This window comes from Inquilinus sp. CA228 (assembly GCF_052078665.1).
GTDB lineage: Bacteria > Pseudomonadota > Alphaproteobacteria > DSM-16000 > Inquilinaceae > Inquilinus.
Genome location: NZ_JBQJIK010000065.1, coordinates 15,909 through 37,369, shown reverse-complemented (window position 1 = coordinate 37,369; position 21,461 = coordinate 15,909). Strand labels below are relative to the sequence as shown.

18 protein-coding genes, 1 tRNA gene and 4 pseudogenes are annotated in these 21,461 nt (G+C 65.8%); 18 read left to right on the top strand and 5 right to left on the bottom strand.

Translation table 11 applies throughout. The features are described 5' to 3' along the window. The first annotated feature begins 14 nt into the window (after positions 1-14). From ACTOWL_RS27600 to ACTOWL_RS27590, 3 genes are all read left to right on the top strand, one after another. Complete coding sequence (locus ACTOWL_RS27600; protein WP_441324485.1) at positions 15-404, top strand: VOC family protein; 390 nt, start codon at positions 15-17, stop codon at positions 402-404. Between the two features lie 67 nt (positions 405-471). Further along, on the top strand, positions 472-774 hold the full coding sequence (locus tag ACTOWL_RS27595; RefSeq protein ID WP_441324484.1) for a hypothetical protein: 303 nt from the start codon (positions 472-474) through the stop codon (positions 772-774). Between the two features lie 88 nt (positions 775-862). Next, positions 863-1,906 carry a WD40 repeat domain-containing protein gene (locus ACTOWL_RS27590; protein WP_441324483.1) on the top strand — a complete coding sequence of 348 codons (1,044 nt, stop codon included), beginning with the start codon at positions 863-865 and terminating at the stop codon, positions 1,904-1,906. A gap of 75 nt (positions 1,907-1,981) precedes the next feature. On the opposite strand, the gene rpoH is transcribed toward ACTOWL_RS27590, so the two are convergent. Together rpoH and ACTOWL_RS27580 are read right to left on the bottom strand one after the other, a co-directional pair. Then, on the bottom strand, positions 1,982-2,866 hold the full coding sequence (rpoH, locus tag ACTOWL_RS27585) for an RNA polymerase sigma factor RpoH (protein ID WP_441324482.1): 885 nt from the start codon (positions 2,864-2,866) through the stop codon (positions 1,982-1,984). Positions 2,867-2,952: 86 nt separating this feature from the next. Further along, positions 2,953-3,933, bottom strand: coding sequence for an RluA family pseudouridine synthase (locus ACTOWL_RS27580; protein WP_441324481.1), 981 nt, complete (start codon positions 3,931-3,933; stop codon positions 2,953-2,955). A 74-nt stretch (positions 3,934-4,007) separates the two neighbouring features. Here ACTOWL_RS27580 and ACTOWL_RS27575 point away from each other — a divergent pair, with 74 nt between their 5' ends. From ACTOWL_RS27575 to ACTOWL_RS27560, 4 genes are all read left to right on the top strand, one after another. Next, the gene (locus tag ACTOWL_RS27575) at positions 4,008-4,286 is read left to right on the top strand and encodes a hypothetical protein (protein ID WP_441324480.1); all 279 of its coding nucleotides are present in this window, start codon (positions 4,008-4,010) and stop codon (positions 4,284-4,286) included. Positions 4,287-4,301: 15 nt separating this feature from the next. After that, positions 4,302-5,360, top strand: coding sequence for a threonine aldolase family protein (locus ACTOWL_RS27570; RefSeq protein ID WP_441324479.1), 1,059 nt, complete (start codon positions 4,302-4,304; stop codon positions 5,358-5,360). A 71-nt stretch (positions 5,361-5,431) separates the two neighbouring features. Continuing rightward, positions 5,432-5,507, top strand: a tRNA-Glu gene (locus ACTOWL_RS27565). Between the two features lie 93 nt (positions 5,508-5,600). Beyond that, positions 5,601-5,996 carry a hypothetical protein gene (locus tag ACTOWL_RS27560; protein WP_441324478.1) on the top strand — a complete coding sequence of 132 codons (396 nt, stop codon included), beginning with the start codon at positions 5,601-5,603 and terminating at the stop codon, positions 5,994-5,996. 39 nt (positions 5,997-6,035) lie between these two features. On the opposite strand, the pseudogene ACTOWL_RS27555 reads toward ACTOWL_RS27560, so the two are convergent. Then, positions 6,036-6,464: pseudogene (locus ACTOWL_RS27555) on the bottom strand (recombinase family protein); the annotation flags it as partial. Positions 6,465-6,569: 105 nt separating this feature from the next. On the opposite strand from ACTOWL_RS27555, the gene ACTOWL_RS27550 reads away from it, so the two are divergent. From ACTOWL_RS27550 to ACTOWL_RS27535, 4 genes and pseudogenes are all read left to right on the top strand, one after another. Then, positions 6,570-6,920, top strand: a complete 351-nt coding sequence (locus ACTOWL_RS27550) for a DUF2958 domain-containing protein (RefSeq protein WP_441324477.1) — start codon at positions 6,570-6,572, stop codon at positions 6,918-6,920. A 364-nt stretch (positions 6,921-7,284) separates the two neighbouring features. After that, entirely contained in the window at positions 7,285-7,869 is a 585-nt protein-coding gene (locus ACTOWL_RS27545; protein WP_441324476.1) for a ParB/RepB/Spo0J family partition protein, read from the top strand. Further along, a pseudogene (locus tag ACTOWL_RS27540) lies at positions 7,772-8,421 on the top strand (IS6 family transposase). The gene ACTOWL_RS27545 and the pseudogene ACTOWL_RS27540 overlap by 98 nt, the downstream one beginning before the upstream one ends. Positions 8,422-8,775: 354 nt before the next feature. Further along, positions 8,776-9,249 (top strand): ribbon-helix-helix domain-containing protein, encoded by a 474-nt coding sequence (locus ACTOWL_RS27535; protein WP_441324500.1) that lies wholly within the window; start codon positions 8,776-8,778, stop codon positions 9,247-9,249. Between the two features lie 819 nt (positions 9,250-10,068). On the opposite strand, the gene ACTOWL_RS27530 is transcribed toward ACTOWL_RS27535, so the two are convergent. After that, positions 10,069-11,571: a calcium-binding protein gene (locus ACTOWL_RS27530; protein ID WP_441324499.1), complete on the bottom strand. Its 1,503-nt coding sequence runs from the start codon at positions 11,569-11,571 to the stop codon at positions 10,069-10,071. A 976-nt stretch (positions 11,572-12,547) separates the two neighbouring features. Here ACTOWL_RS27530 and ACTOWL_RS27525 point away from each other — a divergent pair. The 4 genes and pseudogenes from ACTOWL_RS27525 to ACTOWL_RS27510 all read left to right on the top strand — a co-directional run bounded on the left by ACTOWL_RS27525 (position 12,548) and on the right by ACTOWL_RS27510 (position 17,032). Continuing rightward, positions 12,548-13,864 (top strand): calcium-binding protein, encoded by a 1,317-nt coding sequence (locus tag ACTOWL_RS27525; protein WP_441324475.1) that lies wholly within the window; start codon positions 12,548-12,550, stop codon positions 13,862-13,864. Between the two features lie 395 nt (positions 13,865-14,259). Further along, positions 14,260-14,844: pseudogene (locus tag ACTOWL_RS27520) on the top strand (calcium-binding protein); the annotation flags it as partial. 57 nt (positions 14,845-14,901) lie between these two features. Next, on the top strand, positions 14,902-16,536 hold the full coding sequence (locus ACTOWL_RS27515; RefSeq protein WP_441324498.1) for a calcium-binding protein: 1,635 nt from the start codon (positions 14,902-14,904) through the stop codon (positions 16,534-16,536). 220 nt (positions 16,537-16,756) lie between these two features. Then, the gene (locus ACTOWL_RS27510; RefSeq protein WP_441324474.1) at positions 16,757-17,032 is read left to right on the top strand and encodes an Lrp/AsnC ligand binding domain-containing protein; all 276 of its coding nucleotides are present in this window, start codon (positions 16,757-16,759) and stop codon (positions 17,030-17,032) included. Positions 17,033-17,189: 157 nt separating this feature from the next. On the opposite strand, the gene ACTOWL_RS27505 is transcribed toward ACTOWL_RS27510, so the two are convergent. Then, on the bottom strand, positions 17,190-17,558 hold the full coding sequence (locus ACTOWL_RS27505; protein ID WP_441324501.1) for a hypothetical protein: 369 nt from the start codon (positions 17,556-17,558) through the stop codon (positions 17,190-17,192). On the opposite strand from ACTOWL_RS27505, the pseudogene ACTOWL_RS27500 reads away from it, so the two are divergent. The 3 genes and pseudogenes from ACTOWL_RS27500 to ACTOWL_RS27490 form a co-directional block, all read left to right on the top strand. Next, positions 17,457-17,732, top strand: a pseudogene (locus tag ACTOWL_RS27500) (calcium-binding protein); the annotation flags it as partial. The gene ACTOWL_RS27505 and the pseudogene ACTOWL_RS27500 overlap by 102 nt on opposite strands. 39 nt (positions 17,733-17,771) lie before the next feature. Next, complete coding sequence (locus ACTOWL_RS27495; protein WP_441324497.1) at positions 17,772-19,511, top strand: calcium-binding protein; 1,740 nt, start codon at positions 17,772-17,774, stop codon at positions 19,509-19,511. Between the two features lie 92 nt (positions 19,512-19,603). After that, positions 19,604-20,614 (top strand): calcium-binding protein, encoded by a 1,011-nt coding sequence (locus ACTOWL_RS27490; RefSeq protein WP_441324473.1) that lies wholly within the window; start codon positions 19,604-19,606, stop codon positions 20,612-20,614. The last annotated feature ends 847 nt before the right edge of the window (positions 20,615-21,461 follow it).

Here is a 21,461-nt window from a genome sequence, read left to right as displayed (position 1 = left end):
GAGATAGGGAAAGCATGCAGAGGATCGGCGCGGTGACCCTGGTGGTCCGCGATTATGACGAGGCCAGGGCCTGGTGCACCGGCGTGCTCGGCTTCGAGCTGGTCGAGGACACACCGCTCGGCGGCGGCAAGCGCTGGCTAATGGTGGCGCCGCCCGGCGGGGGCGGCCCGAATCTGCTGCTGGCCCGGGCGGCGACGCCGGAGCAGGAGAGCCGGATTGGCGACCAGACCGGCGGCCGCGTCTTCCTGTTCCTGCACACCGACGATTTTTGGCGCGACCATGCGGCGATGAGCGCGCGCGGCGTGGTGTTCCGCGAGATCCCGCGCGAGGAGGCCTACGGCACCGTCGCCGTGTTCGAGGATCTGTACGGCAACCTCTGGGACCTGCTCCAGCTCAAGGCCTGAAGAGGCGGTTCGGCGGCCTTGCCGCCGTTTGTGCTATGTTTGGATGGCTCAGATGCGGGAGACATCCGTGCACACGATCGGTCCGGGGCTTTGGGGCATCGCTGCAACCCTGGCTATTGTCGCCGGATACCTGTCGTTTCGGGCGATCGATCAGATCTGGTGGTTTCGTCGATTGCCGTCCCGGGGCCTGTCGCTTGGCTGCATGTGCCTTCTGATCGCGACTGGCTTCGCGGTTTGGGCCGCGACTCGCTACACGGACGTGGAGGTGGCGGCCGCGGGCTTCGGTCCGGGCTGGACCTGTCCCAATCTCGGCAAGGCGAGCGCCATGGTCTGCTTCCGGGACGAGCCGATCACGCCGTCGAGCCACTGAGAGCCTTCGGTCGCCGGACGCCATCCGGCCTTCATGAAATCGCCCGGATTCCGCGGCAGGATCGGTGGCGGTGATCGAGGGGGATCTCATGCGAGGCTGGCAGCGCGGGGCGGTGGTGATCCTGGCGATCGTGGCAGTCGCTGGCGGCGTCTATGCCTGGGGGGAGGGAGCGTTCCGGCCCTGCGGCCTGCTCGACCGCATCGTCCATGCCAGCGCCTGCCGGCGCCTGGCCGTGTTCGACGACCAGGACCTGACCCACATGATCGCCGCGCCGGACGGGGCGCTGCTGGCGGTGTCGCGCCAGCCGGGGCGGGAGCCGCAGCGGCCGCAGGAGCTGCTGCGGATCGATCCGCAGACCGGCCGGGTCCGGTCGCGGGTGGCGCTCGCCCAGGTGCCGCCGGGCGCCAGCTGGATGGCCGCGGCGGTCTCGCCCTCCGGCCGCTGGATCGCCGGCCTGTTCTTCGACAGCCCGATCCAGGTGGTCGACACCGGCACGGGGGCCACCCGGTCGAGCCTGCGGCGCGGCGCCGCCAGGTTGGCCTTCGTCTCGGAGGACGCCGTCGCGCTCGACCCCGGCGTGACCTTCTGGGGCGTGCCGGACACGGCGCCGGTCGTCTCGGTCGCCGATGACGGCGACCTGCCGGCGCGGCCGGTGGCCGAGGTACCCGGCCTGTTCGCCCAGGGCGTCTCGGTCGCGCAATCGCCCGACGGCACGATCCTGGCCGAGCATGTCGAGACCCGCGGCGACAGCGGCGTGGTCGCGATCCGCCTGGCCGATGCGGCCGACCGTGCGCGGTCCAGCCTGGTTTTGACCGGGGCGCTGGACGTCCCGACCTTCGTCCCCGGCCTGCAGCAGTTGCTGCCGGAGTTGGCCTTCAGCCCGGACGGGCGGCGTCTGGCCGCCAGCTTCGGCATGTCCGACCGCTGGGGGCACGACACCACCGCGCTGTTTGTCTGGGAGGTCGATGGCGGCCGGCTGCTGCGCCGCGTCGCCAGCCGGGAGACCTTCCGCAACCTGGTCTGGAGCGCCGATTCCCGCAGCCTCGCCGCGACCCGCTACACGCCGGACAGCTGGACCCAGCCGGTCAAGACCGGGGTGACCGAGCTGATCCGGATCGACATCGGCGGCTGAGGCCGCGGCGGCCGGCGCAAACGAAAACGGCCGGGGCGAGGCCCCGGCCGTCTCAGCTTCACTCCGATTCGCGGGTCAGTGGGCCAGCTTGGCCTCGACCGCGGCGTTGCGGATCGCCTTCTGCAGCTTCTCGAAGGCGCGCACCTCGATCTGGCGCACCCGCTCGCGGCTGATGCCGTATTCCTGGCTCAGATCCTCCAGCGTGGTCGGCTCGTCGCGCAGCCGGCGCTCGCTCAGGATGCGGCGCTCGCGGTCGTTCAGATGCGCCATCGCATCCTTCAGGAGCTGCTGGCGCTTGCCGAGCTCCTGCTTGTCCGCGAGCATCACCTCCTGGCTGTCGCGCTCGTCGACCAGCCAGTCCTGCCACTCGCCCTCGCCGTCGACGCGCAGCGGCGCGTTCAGCGAATGGTCCGGCGCGGCGAGGCGGCGGTTCATCGAGATCACGTCCTGCTCCGGCACCGACAGCTCGGTGGCGATCTTGGTCACGGTCTCCGGCTTCAGGTCGCCGTCCTCGATCGCCTGCAGCTGGCCCTTCAGCTTGCGCAGGTTGAAGAACAGCTTCTTCTGCGCCGCCGTGGTGCCCATCTTCACCAGCGACCAGCTGTGCAGGATGTATTCCTGGATGGCGGCGCGGATCCACCACATGGCGTAGGTCGCCAGGCGGAAGCCGCGATCCGGGTCGAACCGCTTCACCGCCTGCATCATGCCGACATTGCCCTCGGAGATCAGCTCCGAGATCGGCAGGCCGTAGCCGCGGTAGCCCATCGCGATCTTCGCGACCAGCCGAAGGTGGCTGGTCACCAGCCGATGCGCCGATTCAGTGTCGCCATGCTCCCGCCACGCCTTGGCGAGCATGAACTCCTCCTGCGGCTCCAGCATCGGAAACTGCCGGATTTCCTGCAGGTAGCGGCTCAGGTTGGATTCGGCCCCCAGGACCGGCAGGCGTGCTGCTTGTGCCATAATCTTGCTCCCTCTCCGGCGCCCAGGCCTCGGGAGGCGGGCGCCCTTCCGGATGACTCATCCGGACCCAGTCATAATACCCGACTTCAGTAGTCGGGTATACGGTCTTCCCCTGCGAGGGAGACGAGCAAATCTCGCATGTCTCCCGGCAGGGGCCTCGTGAATTCGAGTTCATTTTGATCCGCCGGATGGCGGAAGCGCAGCCTCGCCGCATGCAGCGCCTGCCGCGGAAAGTCGCGCGCCATCTCATTGCCGGCCGTCTTGGGCCCGATAGCCGAGCGCGGGCGTCGGCCATAGACCGGGTCGCCGATCAGCGGGTGGCCGATCGAGGTCAGGTGGACCCGGATCTGGTGGGTCCGCCCGGTGTCCAGCTTGCAGGCGACCAGGCTGGCCTCGGTGCCGGCCGGGCGCAGCACCCGGTAGTGGGTCCGCGCCGCCTTGCCTCCAGCCTTGACCAGGGCCATGCGCTGCCGGTTCCGTGGGTCGCGGCCGATCGCGCCCTCGATGGTCCCGGCCGAGGGGCTCGGCCGGCCCCAGACCAGGGCGAGATAGGTGCGCGACAGGGTGCGGTCCGCGAACTGGGCCGACAGCGCCTTGTGGGCCGCGTCGGTCTTGGCCACCACCATCAGCCCGCTGGTGTCCTTGTCGAGCCGGTGGACGATGCCCGGGCGGGCGACGCCGCCGATGCCGGACAGCTGCGCGCCGCAATGGGCGAGCAGGGCGTTGACCAGGGTGCCATCGGGATTGCCGGCCGCGGGGTGGACCACCAGCCCGGCCGGCTTGTCGATGACGATGAGTTGGGAATCCTCGTACACGATATCAAGCCCGATCGCCTGGGGTTCCGGCTCCGCCGGCACCGGCGGCGGCACCCGGATTTCGAAGCGCTGGCCGGGTTTGACCTTGACCGAGGCGTCTTCTACTGTCCGCTCGCCCTCCCGCACGCAGCCCGTGGCGATCAGCGCCTGCAGCCGTGACCGAGACAGGTCCGGCACCGCGGCGGCCAGGGCGCGGTCCAGCCGCTGGCCGGCGGCGTCCGGGCTGATCGTGACGGGAATGGTCCCGTCCATGGACAGGGGTGTGGTGGGTGCGTCTGGAAGCTGGGTCATTGCGGGCGGTGAAGATAACCGTTTGGGCGATGCTTGTGGTCATCATCCTGATCGCTGCCGTCGTCGTCGGGGAATTGGGCCGCCGGTTCCTCGCCCCGGGGTCCGCCCCGGCACCGGCCGCCGCCGCTCCCGCCACGACGCCGGCGACCGCCGCCGCGCCGTCCGCGCTGCCCGCCGGCAGCCGCATCGCCAGCATCACCGTCGCGGGCGATCGCGCAGTGATCCTGATCACACTGCCCGGCGGCGGGCAGGAGGTGCGCAGCATCGACCCGCGCACCGGCGCCGCCGCGACCCTTCTGACCACCGCTCCGTAACCGGAAGAATTCGGCATGACCGATGTCATCAATCTGGCCAGCGACAATGTCGCCGGCGCCGCGCCCGAGATCCTGGCGGCGATCGCCGGCGCCGCCGGGGGCCGCCAGCCTTCCTATGGCGGCGACGAGATCACCGCCCGGCTGCAGGACCGCCTGTCCGAGCTGTTCGAGCGCCGCGTCGCCGCCTTCCCGGTGCCGACCGGCACGGCGGCCAACGCCCTGGCCCTGGCCACCTTCACCCCGCCCTGGGGAGCAGTGGTGTGCCACCGCGAGGCGCATGTCGCGGTCGACGAATGCGGCGCGCCGGAGTTCTACACCCATGGCGCCAAGCTGCTGGTGGCCGACGGCGCGCATGGCAAGCTGACCCCGGCGACGCTGACGGCCGCTGTGCCGGAGTGGCGCGGCGACGTCCATCGCAGCCAGCCGGCGATGCTGAGCCTGTCGCAGGCGACCGAGTCCGGCACTGTCTACAGCCCGGCCGAGATCGGCGCGCTGGCCGAGGCGGCGCGGGGCCACGGCCTGGCGGTGCACATGGACGGCTCGCGCTTCGCCAACGCCCTGGCGGGCCAAGGCTGTTCGCCGGCCGAGCTGACCTGGAAGGCCGGCGTCGACGTGCTGTCCTTCGGCGGCACCAAGAATGGCTGCGTCATGGCCGAGGCGGTGGTGTTCTTCGACCCGGACAAGGCGGCGGATTTCGCCTTCCGCCGCAAGCGCGCCGGGCACCTGCTGTCGAAGATGCGATTCGTCTCGGCCCAGCTCGAGGCCTATCTGGCCGACGGGCTGTGGCTGCGCCTGGCGCGCAACGCCAACGCCCGGGCGCGGCAGCTGGCCGAGGGGCTGCAGGCGCTGCCGGGCGTGACGCTGGAGCATCCGGTCGAGGCCAATGAGGTGTTCGTGCGCCTGCCGGCGGCGCTGGCCGAAGGGTTGAAGCGGCAGGGCGTGTTCGCGGCGCATTGGGAAGGCGAGATCTGGCGCTTCGTCGGCGCCTTCGACACCGACGCCGCGACCATCGAGACGGTGCTGGAGCGGGCGCGCCGTTGCGTCGCTTCGGGGGCAGTGGCGGCGGCCGGATAGGGCTGTCAAAAAAGGTACGGAAATGTCTTGCGTCGGCGCGCCGGCTCCCCTATATCCGGGCCCGCGCCTCAGTCCCCTTCGTCTAGAGGCCTAGGACACCGCCCTCTCACGGCGGTAACAGGGGTTCGAATCCCCTAGGGGACGCCACTTCGGTACAAAAGTGCGAACGCCAATTGGCGCCGCATCTACGCTGGGTGTGGCTGATAGGATGCGTAGAAGCTCGCTTTTCGAGCCGGTGATGTGAACCTCTCGCCCATCAATCACGTCGACGCGCTGTGCCAGCGCGCGCAGATGGTCGCGCCGATATGTTCCATCTTCGTTCTGGAGCTTGCGGCGCGCGGCCCGAGCGAACTCGCGCAGCGTGTCCGGCGTGACTGTGGTTCCAGCCCGCTCTACGAGAGACGCCACCCGATCCGCATCCGTCCGTGCTTGATCACGGATTGCAGCCAGTTCGGTGACGCGATCCTTGAGGGCCGGGTCATCCAGGTTGGCCACTCCGTTCTCGATGGCCTCGTAGAGCCGCTTCAGCTTCGCCTCGGCTTCCGTTGCCCGCTTCCTGAGCTCGGCAATATGGCCACGACGGCGTTCGATCCATTCCTCACGCCGTTCCAGAAGGTGGCTCAAAATGCCATGTAGACGCTGGGGATCCAACAGGCGCCACTCCAGATGATCGATCACCGCGCGATCGAGCTTGTCCATCGGCACGCTTTGGCCAGGACAGCCCTGCTTGCCCTGTCGGGCAGCCGTTGAGCAGGTGTAGTAGCGATACCGACTGCCCTTTCCCGTGCGCAAGGTCATCGGGCCGCCGCATGTGGCGCAGAAGCAGATGCCAGTCAGCAACGTCGGGCCGCTGACCGCACGCGGCGCCGTCCATTGCGGGCTGCGTGATCGGAGGCTCTTCTGGACTGCGTCGAATTCCTCGTCCGTCACGATCGGCGGAACGGCGATCTCCATGACTTCTTCGTCCGGCTTCTGTGCCTGGGTCTTGTAGTTGATCTTATTGAAACGATGCCGGCCGACATAGCTGGTCCGGGAGAGGATCTTGTGGACCGAGGCAATCCCCCAGCGTCCGCCGTCGCGGGTGGGTAGTGCATCAAAACTGATGCACTACCCCGCACCGGACCGTGTTGGGCCTGACGCCGCGGCGTCGTTGCCTCGGCCCTTTGCCTCCCCGCCCTCGACCGGAGGGTGATCGCAACGGAGGCAACCATGTCCCATCCCCTCATCACCGACGAGCAGCGCACCGAACTGCCCGCCAATGGCGCTCGCACTGCGGGCGGCGAGGACATCGATCCGTGTCCCATCGTCAAGCTTTTCACTCCGGATGCCGGTGCCACCTGGCTCCTCACCGAACTCGATCCGACCGATCCCGATCTTGCTTTCGGCCTCTGTGATCTCGGTCTCGGTTACCCGGAACTCGGCTATGTCCGCCTCTCGGAAATCGCGTCCGTCCGCGGCGCACTCGGACTCCCAGTCGAACGCGACCTGTTCTTCAAGGCCGACCAGCCGCTGAGCCGGTACGCCGATGAGGCGCAGCGTCTCGGGGGCGTCCGGGCCTGATGTATTTTCAGCGCCCTGCCTTCGGGCTGGGCGCTTCTACATTGTCCGTTTCTCCGCTTCTCAGGATTTGTGGCGACCGGGACGGCATCGCCTCGATCGTCGCGACGCGGCACACCGCCCCGCTCTGGTCTTTCCCCGACGGCGCGGGGTGGGCGTCGCTTGCCTATAGGCCCGCCGCACCGGTCCGCAACGCGCGTGCCGCGCGTCCTCCACTCCGTTTCGGCCCTGGCGCTCACGTCGCGCACGGCCGCGACCGCTCCGACCAGGTGCGGACCGCCTCCCTCGGCGGGCCTGCCGGCCGCTCTCCGCCGCCCACCCCGCTTGCCGGGGCAAGGCGCGGTGGTTTTGCCAATGGAGAGCGACCATGACGACGATCATTCGCGATATCCCGCTGTCGAAGCTCGTGCCCTCGGCACAGAACGTCCGCCGGACCGGGCGCGAGAACGGGATCGAGGAGTTGGCGGCGAGCATCGCCGCGCACGGCTTGCTGCAGAGCCTGTCGGTGCGGGCGGTGCTGGACGGGGAGGGGGCCGAGACCGGCAAGTACGAGGTGATCGGTGGCGGCCGGCGCCTCGCCGCCCTGAAGCTGCTGGCGAAGCGCAAGCAGATCTCGAAATCCGCCCCCATTCCCTGCCTCATCGCAGACGGGGAAGGCGAGGAACTGTCCCTGGCCGAGAATTTGGTGCGCGAAAACCTGCACCCGGCCGACCAGTTCGGGGCCTTCAAGCGGCTCGCGGACGAGCATGGTCTCGGAAGGCATTGTCACGGGAACTTTGACGGAGTGAGCGGTGTCGCGGTAGGGCAGGGGCATGGAGCCAATTTCCTACGCCCGTCACCAGTTCCCGCCAGAGATCATTCGGCATGCGGTATGGCTCTATCTGCGGTTCACTTTGAGCTACCGCGATGTCGAGGAGTTGCTGGCCGAACGCGGGCTCGACGTCTCCTATGAGTCGATCCGCCGATGGGTCGACAAGTTCGGAACGGCCTATGCCCGCAACCTGCGTCGGCTGCGACCACGCCCTGCGAACATCTGGCACCTGGATGAGATGGTCGTCTCGATCCAGGGCCGGCGCATGTATCTGTGGCGAACCGTCGACAGCGAGGGCGAGATCCTCGACCTGCTGGTGCAGCCGAGACGCGACAAGGCCGCGGCGCTGCTGCTGATGCGCAAGCTGCTGAAGAAGCAAGGCTTTGCACCCAAGGTGCTCGTGACGGACAAGCTCCGCTCCTATGGTGCTGCCGGGCGAGAGCTCCGCCTCTCGGCGCTTCATGAGCAGGCCTGCGCCAGAACAACCGAGCCGAGAACTCCCATCGGGCGGTGCGACGACGCGAGCGGAAGATGCAGCGGTTCAAGTCACCCGGATCCGCCCAACGTTTTTTCTCCCACGCCGCCGTCCACAACACCTTCAATCTCGAGCGCCATCTGATTTCCCGAAGGACGCTGCGCCTTTTCCGAGCCGCGGCTGCCCAGCAATGGCAGACCGCGACCGCCGCGGCCTGAGTACCGTATCGAACCGAGCAAAAGTGCGGCTCATTCAGGTTCCCGTGACAATGCCACTGGTCGGGGTCATGGGGACCTCAGAGCCTGTTTGGAAATGCGCTGGTGTGAGTCGGCTGGCGGTGGTTTCGAGAACCGGTGCGCAGCGGACGTTTGGTCCGTGAGCACCGGAAGCGCAGAAACCGCCGTCAGACGGGCCGCACCAGTAGCATTTACAAACAGGCTCTCATGCCTGTCTTCGGTTCGCGTGGCAATGGGGGCCGGATCCTGGCGCCAGCGACGGCGCCGCAGGGACTGAGGGGCCGGTACAGATGAAGACCCGAGGATAGATTATTGCCGTTCGGGACGTGGTTTGATGTGATCTTGGTGAAGACTTTCTTTCTTGGTTGTTATAAATGTGATCTAAGTAAATTCCTGTCCGTGGTTTGGAGAACAGATGTGTATAGAAGTATTCGCGAAAGGAATAGGATTGGAGTCTGGTTGCTCGAATTTCTTGGGCTTCCAGGAGGGGCTAGAGCTGTCTCAAGTGCGCTGCGAAATGTCACGATTGCGGGGCGACGCACGAGCATAAAAATGGAGGAGACGTTCTGGAGCGGGCTCGACGAAATCTGCTCGCGTGAAGGATTTTCACTCAACGAGCTTTGTTCGATGATCGATGCCGCACGACATAGGGATGCCAATCTGACGAGTGCTGTCCGGACCTTCGTCCTTGCCTATTTTCAGGGCCTCGCTCGGAACTCCAGCCTCTCTTCCCTCGGCGGCTCGGTGACGCCCGGACGATCCGAGCATACGAGAGCGAGGGCGCCCGTTTCGGCGACCGATGATGAATAGCCATCCTTCGGCGTTGGTCCGAGCAGGACGGCGCGTGCCGAGGAGGGATCGGCCTGGACAGGGATGCCGCGGACGAGTTGTGGGAGGCACGGGTGGGCGTGCACGGCATTCGTGGTCCCGGCGGCGATGGGCCGCTGGAATTCTCCCGCGTTCGAGATGCGCGATCTTCTCGTCACCGCCGGCCGAGACCGGCATCACGCAGTCTCCACGATGCCGAGCGGCGTCTATCGAGAAAGAGGAGGCTTGATCCGATGCTACGGATCAAGCCTGAAGGTCAATTTTCCATTGAACAGGGAGGCTAAGCCACACAGCATCAGATCGTGCGTGACAAGATCGCCGCTTCAAGATCGGCAATCTGAACTCACCATAAAGAGAAGGAAATGGCAGCTCAAGATATATTTTGAAGAATTAAGCATTGCCGAAAATGAATATTCAATAACATTTGCTGATTATGGTTTAAAGGCGGACCCTTCTATAAGGGCGTTGCATGGATGTGAATGCCGGCCGGCATTAGTATCGCTCCATGCTCAATCAATGGGCAGCGCGGGCGGGCAGCGGTCAATTTCGTGATCCTGGCTGCGGTCCGGGCCGATGAACGGCATGCCGATCGGCAGACATGTGGCCTTCTCGGAGGGATTGGGAGGGTTCCGCGAAGCTGCTCGACCCGGCTCCAACGCTCGTTGCCATGGAGGCCACCGGCCATCGTGAGCTTGAGGGCCGGTCGATCAACAACAAACCGGCGCCCGCGTGCGGTTGAGCGTCACGGTGTCACCCCAGGCGCGAAGTCAGGGGGCCGGCCGAAGCCGGCCCCGCCCAGGCTCAGAGCAGGAAGTCGCTGGCCTCCAGCGTGATCGTGCCGGTGAGCACGATCTCGATATCGGCCACCCCGTCGCCATTGGTGTCGCCCTGCATCAGCGTGTCGCCTGAAGCCGTCGCCTGGTAGCGTAGCTGCCCAGGCACCCCCACGGTGAACGCGGCGGTGTCGATGAAGGCGAACTCATCGTCGGCCTTGGTGTGGATGTTGGCGTCGATCGGCGACAGCCAGATCAGGTCGCCCTCCGCCTGGCTGAAATCCGTGATCTGGTCGGCGCTGCCTGCGGCGCTGTCGCTCACCGCGTAGTAGAAGAAGCCGTCCGCACCCGCTCCACCGGTCAGGACATCGCGTCCCGCCCCGCCCTCGAGCTGATCGTGGTCGCTGCCGCCGTCGAGCCTGTCGTCGCCGTCGCCGCCATAGAGCAGGTCCTGGCTCTCCTGGCCCGACAGCGTGTCGGCGCCGGCGCCACCTTCGAGCCAGTCGCTGCCGCGGCCGCCCTCGAGCACGTCGGCCCCCGCCTCGCCATAGAGCCGGTCGCTGCCGTCGCCACCGAACAGCCGGTCATCGCCATCGCCACCCAGGAGCCGGTTCGCCGCCCCGTTGCCGGTGATCCGGTCGTCCTGGGCCGTGCCGACGACATCCTCGATCCCGACCAGCACGTCCCCCTCGGCCCAGCCGCCGGAGCACCGGCCGCCCGACAGGTCGAGCACCACCCCGGCATCACTGCCGCTGTAGTCGACCCGGTCCGCCCCGGCTCCGCCGTCGATCCGGTTCGCGGCGGTGCCGGCGACGAAGACGTCGTCGTGGGCCGAGCCGATGACGGTCTCGATGCCGACCAGCACATCGCCCATGGCGTCGCCGCCCCAGCCGCCGCCGGTCGCCAGATCGATCATCACGCCGGCCGCGCTGTCCGCGTAGGATGCCGTGTCCACACCCGCGCCGCCGTCGAGCTTGTCCGCTCCCGCACCGCCCACCAGCACATCGTCGCCGTCACCGCCACGAAGCCCGTCGTTACCATCCTCACCACGCAGCACGTCGTCGCCGGCGTCGCCGAAGAGGCCGTCAGAGCTATGGTCATATCCACCGCGGATCAGATCGTTGCCATCTCCGCCATAGAGCAGGTCTATGCCCGAGCCGCCATCGAGTTTGTCATCTCCAGCGTCGCCATAGAGCTTGTCGTTTGCAGCGTCACCGTAGAGGGAGTCATTGCCGTTGCCGCCATAGAGCTGGTCGTCGCCGCCAGAGAGCCGGTCCTCGCCATCCTCGCCCCTGATCTCGTCATTTCCATCGTCGCCATAGAGCCGGTCATCGCCGCCACGACCCTCGATTGTGTCATTGCCTTCCTCGCCGTGAATTTCATCGTCCGCGGTATCACCAATTAGACGGTCGTCACCTTCCGTCGGCGGCTTCGAAGGCCAATCGCGGGCTGCGTCGGGGCCATCGTCATGAGCGACGCTTCCGTCAGATCTCAGGGGCGGGATGTCGCCGCCGCGAGCAAGACAGCTCACGCCCGGCACCACCTCGCTCCGGCCGTCGCCATGGAGGACGGCCGCCAGATCTCCAGTCAGCTGATGTTCACGCACGATTCTTCTCCCAAAATGTGGTGCCGGGGCACGATCCGTGCTGACACCTAAGACAAGGCGAGCCTCGCAGATCAGAACTCTGTAGACGGGAAATTTGTATGAAATCGCCAAAAACAGTTCAATATGAAATAAGAATCTACTTCAATATTACTGAATATATCACAACGTATTACATGTAGTTATTCAAATTAGTTGAAAGATCTGCAAGGAAACTGAGCGGCAGATTGTCCATCGTCTCAAGTTTCCTCGCGAGCGACCGTGCTTTTGCCAAGGCGCGGAAGGATGGACGGATGGGCGCGGGGCCCGCCGTCGGAGCGGCGCCGCGCGCGGACGAAAAGCCACGGCATGGAGGGCTGTTCGCGTCACCAGGGACGAAGGACTGTTGATTTCCCTGACTGGTTGTTCTGGTCGGTGAAGGAGGACGGCCGGTCCGTTGGCACTTTCGGAAGGCGGTTGGAGCCGACTTCGGTGCCGGATGCTTCGATGCTCCGGCCTTCTGCCTCGGGGCCGGCTTGGTCGCATCGCACGACAAGTCGACTGGCAGCGTGCCGAGACAGGCAAATATGAGACCAGTCCGGGATGCGGGTGTCGGTTCCGGCTCCTTGTGCTTCCGATCGATTGCGTCGCTTGTCTGGTCTCAGTTGCTCTGCCGATTGATCAATCTTCCGTACTGATAACAAGATTACACAATGAAATGCCACGAAAATATCGGTATAGTATTACATTTGGTTATGCTGATCTGGGAAACAATTATAATAAGAAATCCGGTTGACGCCCATTTCGGTATCGAATATCGCTGTCGTCGGTATTCGACATCCGTAGAGGTCGTTTGATCTCGTATGGTCGAGACGAATGCGATGTCTCAATTCCGTTCGGAGCAACTGTGGGCAAACATCGATCGGTGACAGATCTGGCGTTCCTGCCTTGGGCAGGCGTCGATGATGGCGCACCGTCCAGTGCGGATCGCGGCACCGTCGGCGATGATGAGCTGTACGGCGACGCCGGGGACAATGTCATCTACGGCGATGACGGCAATGACGTGCTTCGCGGCGATGCAGGTGACGATCAGCTGTATGGCGAGGGCGGTGACGATCTTCTCCTTGGAGGCGACGATGATGACAAGCTCTTCGGTGGGAGCGGCAAGGATGCCCTTGAAGGTGGTGCGGGTGACGACGAATTGGAGGGCGAGGACGGCGATGACACCGCCCACGGTGGTGATGGCGAGGACGAGGTATACGGCGGGAACGGTGCAGACGCCCTCGATGGCGGAGCCGGCAATGACAGGGTATTTGGCGAGGAAGGCAACGACAACATCCAGGGTGGCTCTGGGGACGACAGGCTCGATGGCGGCGGCGGCAGCGACATCGTTCACGGCGACTCCGGTGATGACAAGCTCTATGGCGCCGACGGGAACGACTCCATTTATGGCAATGAAGGTGCCGATGAATTGAACGGCGGAGACGGCGCAGATGTTCTTGATGGCGGTGAGGGCGCCGACGAGTTGCGTGGTGACGACGGTATCGACAAGCTCTACGGCGGCGATGATGAGAGTGCTGACGCCCTTGACGGTGGTGCCGGTGACGATTTTCTCACGGGCGGTGCCGGCGACGACAGGCTCTATGGCAGGGACGACACCGACACCATGGATGGCGATGCCGGCAATGACGAACTGTATGGCGGAGAAGGCAACGATTTAGCCTGCGGCGGAGCTGGTGGTGATTGGCTCCACGGCGAAGACGGCAACGATCAGGTCTGTGGCGGCTCCGGCAATGACTGGCTGCAGGGTGACGACGGCAACGACATCCTCGAGGGTGACGATGGCGAGGATTTTCTGGCGGGCGGAGACGGCGCCGACGATCTTCAGGGTGGAACCGGACGTGATCAGCTGAGCGGCGACGCCGGCGAGGATCGTTTCGTCTATTCGGCGGTGGGTGACAGTGCTCCCGGGGCCGCCGACCTGATCACGGATTTCAGCCAGGCGGAGGGTGATCGGATCGATCTGTCGGCGGTGGATGCCGAGGACCAAGCGGCTGGCGACCAAGCCTTCAGCTTCATCGGCACCGCGCCGTTCGAGAAGAACCACGCCGGCCAGCTGCGCTATGAGGCACAAGGCGGCAACACAGTGGTGCAGGGCGACGTGACCGGTGATGGCGAGGTGGATTTCGAGATCCTGCTCGTCGGTGCGCCCAGCCTCGTGGCTCAGGACTTTCTTCTCTGAGATCGCTACCGGCGGGATGGCGACGTGTTGCCGACCCTCCGGGTGACGTTGCCACGCGATGCCATGGCGGTGCGGCCGTAGGTCGGGGGGCACAATTGTCGATAGCCGGATGGCCGATCCGGGGTCGGTGGATGCGGGCCGCTTGTCTCTGGTCTGTCTCCGCTCCCATCTCGATCTTAAGCGTCGATGTCTCGTGTTGGACAAGGAATGTAAAATATGCAGCATAATAACAGTAATGAATATATTTATTGCGCTGACACGGGTTTGTTGAAATTTGATTTTGCATTAATATTTTTAGGTAAGCGATAAGTTATCAATTGTGGTTGTGTGACGTAATATCAATCTTCATCTCCGGGAGGCCACTTGTGGACAAACAAATCTTGACGGCTGAGCTGATGTCCCGCCTCTACGGAGGTGAGTTGGCCGAATGGTCGGCGGCAGAGGCTGAGTTCAGTATGGCGCTCGACAGAGCATGCCGGACGGTGCCGCCCGACCGTGAGGCCGGCGATGCGTCCCGCTCCGCCGGCGAGGCCATCATCCGCGGCCATGCCGACGCCGGCGCTCGCGGCGACGCCAGTGGCGCTCCCTTGGGAGGATCCGGCGTCTTCGATGGTACCGAAGGCGACGACGAGATGATGGGCACCGATGGCGACGACCAGATGGTCGGCAAGGGCGGCGACGACATTTTGGGGGGCGGTGACGGTGCCGACGTGCTCGACGGCGGCGACGGCGACGACCGGCTCGATGGCGACACCGGCGACGACCTGCTCGATGCCGGCGATGGAGCCGATGTGCTCCATGGGGAAGACGGTGACGATGTGCTCGTCGGCGACGCCGGCGACGACCGGCTCTCTGGCGGCGATGGTGAAGACCGCCTCGTTGGAGACGTCGGCGATGACATCCTCTACGGAGGTGCGGGCGGCGACATCGTTGATGGCGGTGATGGCGATGACGCGCTCTACGGTGGCGATGGCATCGATGTCCTCAGCGGTGGTCATGGCCGGGATGTCGTTTCCTACGGCGACAGCACCGCCGGTGTGAGCGTTGATCTTTCCCAAGACCGCTACGGCTGGGGCCATGGCTCTGGCGGGGCGGCCGAGGGCGACAGTCTCTGTGGAATCGAGGACATCGAAGGGTCGGCCTATGCCGATGCACTCAAGGGGGACGGGGCCGCGAACCGGCTTGCGGGTGGCCTCGGCGACGACCGGCTGGCCGGTGGCGAGGGCAATGATCGGCTCGAAGGTGGTGACGGCAATGATCGGCTCAACGGCGGCGCCGGCGACGACGAACTCTATGGCGGCGCCGGCGACGACTGGATCGAAGGCGGTGCCGAAGGCCCCGTCGCGGCCGTGAACCGGCTCGACGGCGGCGCCGGCATGGACACGGTGTCCTACGCCGACAGCGTCGCCAGGGTGGTCGTCGATCTCCGGATTGGCCGCGGCTCCAACGGCGATGCCGAGGGCGACACGCTCGTCGACATCGAGAACATCATCGGCTCGGCCGGCGACGACATTCTCGCCGGCCACGAGGCCGCGAATTGGCTCTTCGGCGGCATGGGCAATGACGAACTGTCCGGCGGTTCCGGCGACGATTGGCTCGAGGGCGGCGAAGGTGCCGATTTCATCGATGGTGGCGAAGGCGTGGACACGGCTTCCTATGCCGGCAGCGCTGCTGGCGTGACCGTCAATCTCGCCGCCGGCAGCGGCTCGGGGAGCGACGCCGAGGGCGACAGTTATTCCGGGATCGAGACGCTCGAAGGCTCGTCCTGGGCCGACGTGCTGGCTGGTGAAGAGGGAGCCAACGGGCTCGCCGGCGGTGCGGGGGAGGATGTGCTCTCCGGCGCCGGCGGCCAGGACACGCTCGACGGTGGCGCTGGCGACGATGATCTCAGGGGTGATGCGGGCGACGATGTGATCGAGGGCGGCGACGGCACCGACGGGCTCCAAGGCGGTGACGGCACCGACCGGCTTTCGGGAGGAGGCGGCGACGACTGGCTCTTTGGCGATGGCGGGGACGACGTGCTGGAGGGAGGCGAGGGGTCGGACTGGCTGCATGGCGGCGATGGCGTGAACCAGCTTTCGGGCGGATCCGGGGACGACACGGCCTGGGGCAGCTCCGGGGTGGATGCGATCGACGGCGGCGCCGGCGAGGACACGGTGGACTACTCCGGCAGCGACCGGGTGACGGTCGATCTCGGGACGGGCCGGGGCGCCGGGGGGTTCGCCGAGGGCGACGGCTATCGGGGGGTTGAGAACGTGATCGGCTCGGCGCATGGCGATGAGCTGGTCGGAGACGGGGCGGGGAACGCGCTGACCGGGGGCTGGGGCCAGGACGTGCTGACGGGTGGGGGCGGAGCCGACACCTTCGTCTACACCGAGGTGCGGGACAGCGGGGCCGGGGCAGGTGCGCGCGACAGCATCACCGACTTCAGTGGGACAGAAGGCGACCGGATCGACCTGTCCGGGGTCGACGCGGATGCCGGCCAGGCCGGCGACCAGGCCTTCAGCTTCGTCGGCGCCGAGGGCTTCACCGGCAAGGCCGGGGAGCTGCGCTACGAGCAGCGGAGCGGCAACACCCTGGTGCAGGGCGACACCAATGGCGACAGGGTGGCCGATCTCGTGATCGTGCTCACCGGCACGATCACGCTGGAGGCCAGCGACTTCCTGCTCTGAGCCCGAGGCGGGGCGGCCACGCCGGCCCCGGACTCCGCCAGCCGGGCGCCGACAGCTGTCCGGAGCGCAGCGCTGCGGAGGCGTACATCCGACCCCAGCTGGCTTGAACGGCCGCGCAGTTCCCACGGCCAGGGATGCAAATCCGTGGCTTCCTATCTTCGTCGGCGCATCAGCGGCGCGCGTGGCCACTCGGCATGGGATGCATCAAGGAGGCTGCAGCTTGGCGGCAATTGGGATCATCGCCTTCGTCCAGATCACTCTGGATCATCGGACGGAGGAGTATCTTGCCCGGTTCGAGCGGGCGGTGCGGCAATGCCCGGAGGTGGATCAATGTTATCTGATGGCCGGGACGCCGGACTATCTTCTACGCGTCGTCGCCCGCGACATGGCGGACTACGCGCGGATCCACAAGGAGCAGCTGTCGCGCATGCCGGGCGTATCGCACATCCAGTCTGCTCTCACCCTACGCAGCATGAATCGCGGCAATTACGAATGACCTCACTGTCTCAGTGAAGCGGAAAAGCACGTGGCTTTTTGACATATTCTCCAATGGAAAGATACGGTATGTTCGATAAGGAGAAGTAAAGTATCGATAGATCTCTGGTAATATAAAGGGTTGGGCTTTGGTTTCCGTTGCCGTGGCTCCGGTTGTCTCATACATGTTCTCGATCTGAGGTGGTTTGATCTGCGAACTTGGCTTGGTTCTGGTGCCCGCGCAGGCTGTGCTCCGGCACCACGAATCTGGGAGAAGAAGTATGAATGAGCGGGCGCTGACTGAGGATCCGGTGAACCTTCTCCATGGCCATGACCCACGCGACATGGGATCGAGCCTGAGGCTGCACGGGAGCATCGACAATGAAGGTGTCCACGGCACAGTCGGCATCATGTTCTCGTTTCGGCCGACGGAAGGCAGCGATACCTTGTACGGCGATGATCATAATGACGAGATCCATGGCCTCGGGGGAAATGACGCCCTGATAGGCAAGGGGGGCGACGACAAGCTCTACGGCGACGCAGGACATGACGAGCTTTGGGGCCAGTCGGGCTCGGACGTCCTATACGGTGGAGACGGGGATGACCTGATCCATGGCGGAGAAGACTCCGATGGCCTCTACGGCGACGCTGGCAGTGATGAATTGGATGGCGGCAGCGGTGGCGACGCCCTTCGCGGTGGCGACGGCGACGATGTGCTAGTGGGTGGGGCCGGTGCAGACACGCTCGATGGCGGCGCAGGTGTGGACACGGCATCCTATGCCGCCAGCGCCGAAGGCGTGCTGATCGATCTCGCGACCGGCGGCGGCTGGGGCGGCGACGCCATGGGCGACGCGCTGGGAGAGATCAGGGGCGACGTGCTGGTCAACGTCGAGAACGTGATCGGCTCGGCCCACAACGACACCTTCATCTCCGGTGTTGGCGCCAACCGGATCGACGGTGGGGCCGGGGAGGACCGGGTCGACTACAGCGGCAGCGAGGCCGGTGTGGTGCTCGACCTGTCGGGCGGGCGGTGCTCGGGCGGCTGGGCCGAGGGTGACGTGCTGGTCGGGATCGAGGAGGTCATCGGCTCGGGCGGGGACGACCTGATCACCGGCAACGGGGCAGAGAACCGGCTGTGGGGTGGCGATGGCCATGACCGGATGTCCGGTGGCGACGGCAACGACCGGCTCTATGGTGGGACGGGCAATGACGTGCTCGAGGGCGGCACAGGGAGCGACCGGCTCGAGGGTGGCGCGGGCGGAGATGTGCTCTCGGGCGAGGAAGGCCAGGACCTGCTCTATGGCGGCGACGGCGTGGACCAGCTCGACGGCGGCGGCGACCATGACCGGCTCGAGGGTGGGGCAGGCAACGATGTCCTGATGGGCGACGCCGGCGATGACACTCTGGAGGGTGGCGGCGGCGCCGACGAGCTCTACGGCGACGGCGGCGTGGACACGGTATCGTATCTGGGCAGCGCCGCCGGCGTGACGGTCGATCTCGCGACCGGCCGCGGAGCTGGCAGCGATGCCGAGGGCGACCGGTATCAGGGGATCGAGAACGTCATCGGCTCGGCCTATGACGATGTGATGGTTGCCGACGGCGCGGCGAACCGGCTGGACGGGGGCAGCGGCGCCGACCGGGTGTCCTATAGTGACAGCAGCGCCGGTGTGGCGGTCGATCTCGCGACCGGCCGCGGCGTCGGCGGCGACGCCGAGGGCGACGAGCTGATCGGGATCGAGGATCTCGAGGGCTCGGCCCATGCCGACGTGCTGAACGGGGATGGCGGCGCGAACCGGCTCATGGGGGCGAGTGGGGACGACGCGCTCCGGGGTCAGGCTGGCGTCGACGTGCTGGAGGGAGGCGAGGGGTCGGACTGGCTGCATGGCGGCGATGGCGTGAACCAGCTTTCGGGCGGATCCGGGGACGACACGGCCTGGGGCAGCTCCGGGGTGGATGCGATCGACGGCGGCGCCGGCGAGGACACGGTGGACTACTCCGGCAGCGACCGGGTGACGGTCGATCTCGGGACGGGCCGGGGCGCCGGGGGGTTCGCCGAGGGCGACGGCTATCGGGGGGTTGAGAACGTGATCGGCTCGGCGCATGGCGATGAGCTGGTCGGAGACGGGGCGGGGAACGCGCTGACCGGGGGCTGGGGCCAGGACGTGCTGACGGGTGGGGGCGGAGCCGACACCTTCGTCTACACCGAGGTGCGGGACAGCGGGGCCGGGGCAGGTGCGCGCGACAGCATCACCGACTTCAGTGGGACAGAAGGCGACCGGATCGACCTGTCCGGGGTCGACGCGGATGCCGGCCAGGCCGGCGACCAGGCCTTCAGCTTCGTCGGCGCCGAGGGCTTCACCGGCAGGGTCGGGGAACTGCGCTACGAGCAGCGGGGTGGCAACACGCTGGTGCAGGGCGACACCAATGGCGACGGCCAGGCCGATCTCGAGATCGTGTTCACCGGCACGATCACGCTGGAGGCCAGCGACTTCGTGCTCTGAGCACGCAGCCGGGATGGCTGAGTAGTAACCGCGTGTTGATGAAAGAAGCAATCGCTTCAATTCGGTCCGCAACGAGCTTTCTGGAGAAAGAGATGATCAAGCATTCATGGGATCTGGATTCAATGATTCTGCCTGATGACCAGGCACGCGTCGATCTCATCGATTTCGACCTCGTATTCGATCCTGGCCAAAGGGGCTCCGGCCGAACGCACATTGGGCACGACGAAGCCATCCTCGATCGTGACGAATCCACTTCTGCCGGGGTTCCGGGTGAAGATTGGGAGGGAGACAGCGGCGACAACGAACATACGGGAACGATCAACGACGACACGCTCCGCGGCAAGGAAGGCGACGACATCCTCTCCGGGATAGACGGCAATGATATACTGAAGGGCGGCGAAGGCCATGATCAACTTGATGGCGGGCTTGGCGTGGACGCTCTCGATGGTGGCGACGGAAACGACCACCTGAATGGAGGTATCGGCGACTCCCATGACACTCTCGATGGAGGAAGCGGCATCGACTGGCTGTACGGTGGTGAGGGAGGTGACATCCTGTACGGTGGTACCGACAAGGACTACCTTTATGGCGAAGATGGCAACGACGAGCTTGAGGGCGAAGACGGCGATGACTGGCTCCATGGCGGTAATGGAGCCGATTCCGTCCGGGGCGGCTCCGGCAATGATCTGCTGATCGGCTTCACCGGCAACGATCTGTGTCAGGGCGGTGCAGGCAACGACAACCTTAATGGTCAGGATGGCCAGGACAGCCTGGAGGGCGGCTCCGGAGCAGATCTCTTCACCTTTGCATTCGTCCAAGACAGCCTGGCGGGGGCGGCCGACACCATCATGGATTTCTCTTCGGGCGAGGATGACAAGATCGACCTGCACAACATCGATGCCAATTCCAACATGTACTATAACCAGACGTTCGCTTTCATTGGGACTGGAGCCTTCACCAACCAGGCCGGCCAGTTGCGTTACCAGATCACTTCGGATGGCGACGCGCTCGTGCAGGGAGATACCAATGGAGACGGCCGAGCCGATCTCGAGATCTTGCTCAAGGATACAAGCGAGCTGAAGGCTAGCGATTTCGTGCTCTGATATCGTGGCTATTTGAAGTGACCCAGGGGATCCTCTGGAAGGTCGAGCCATGATTCTCTTGTGGCTCCGCCAGATATGGAGGAGCCACGGGATCAGCCCCCAAGATCGGTGGAGATCGGTTGCCGGAGGAACTGCGCCTCCTGGCGCGCCGGGGAGGCCGGTTGGCGGCATGGCCGGCTGGGATGGAGTGCCTCACCCTGCGCCGCGATGCCGGTGTTCGCGGATCATGTGACGGGTCGCCCGCAGCGGGACTGACCGAAGCCGATGAGGTGACGCCGGCGGCGGTGATCCTGTGCGGCCCCGACCCGGTCGCGATGGGCCCTGCTTGGACCCACGCTGATCTGTGCCGCAGGATCACGGCCCCGGGTGCTGCGGCACCTGGGGTTCTGCTGCCAAAGGCGCGGGTCGGTCCGCCACAGCGGCCGAGGGCTTCACTCCGGCTCTGCCGGAGGTCTCCGCCCACGCCACCCCGTTGCTTGGCGAGCACTTCGTCCGACCTCCCCGACAACGTCCAGGCCTGGGTCGTACTCGACGGGCCGGATGGCCAACACTCCCCTGCCGGCCAATCATCTCATTGATGTACCCCGACCAAAGCCCAAAGTCCGATCCCGTCGAGCACGTCCGGGCGCAATCTCCGCGGGCGTTTGCCGTCGTTCCGACACTACGGACATCATCATCATCCGGCATTGCTGCCGCACCGAAGACACCCTCTCACAATAATCCGGCCGCCTCCGGTCGATTGGTGAGAAGCGTGAAATCCGGATGCGCAGGATCACGCCGGATGGCGGCGAGTGGCCACCGGCGAGGCCAGGCAGGGCGCGGCGGTCGCGACACTGCCCGCGCGCGC